Source organism: Pseudomonas viridiflava (genome assembly GCF_900602065.1).
In the GTDB taxonomy this organism is placed as follows: domain Bacteria; phylum Pseudomonadota; class Gammaproteobacteria; order Pseudomonadales; family Pseudomonadaceae; genus Aquipseudomonas.
The window spans coordinates 1-377 of the sequence record NZ_UWFN01000040.1 but is presented as its reverse complement, the minus strand read 5'-3'; the positions used below and the strand labels follow the sequence as shown (position 1 = coordinate 377).

Here is a 377-nt window from a genome sequence, read left to right as displayed (position 1 = left end):
TTTCCGGCGCGGATCATCAGCCCGGTGCTGTACGCATGGAAGACGATATCGCTGTGCCCGCTCAACTGAGCCCGGAGCCTGTCGCTGCTGCCCAGGCGTCTCACGAAGGACTCGCCCAGAACCGTGTACCAGCCCACACCCTTTATATGGTCCAGCAGGCGAAGGCTTTCTATATGCGGTCCGGGATCGACCATCAGCCCCACATACTGCTGGGCGAGCCGATACTCCCACGAAAGATACTGATGTCCGTCACAGGGAAGGATGCAGGCCAGACCGCCGAACCCATGTTCGGCCTGCACTTCGCTGCTCAGGTACCGGATCCAGCCTTCATAGTTTTTCAGGCCGTCGGGCTCGGTCAGGTACGACCAGGGCAATAC

General features: G+C 60.2%; 1 protein-coding gene. It reads right to left on the bottom strand.

Annotation, left to right across the window (positions count from 1 at the left end):
* The coding region (locus tag EE949_RS00210) for a type VI immunity family protein (RefSeq protein WP_122661878.1) at window positions 1-377 on the bottom strand (377 nt) is incomplete at both ends.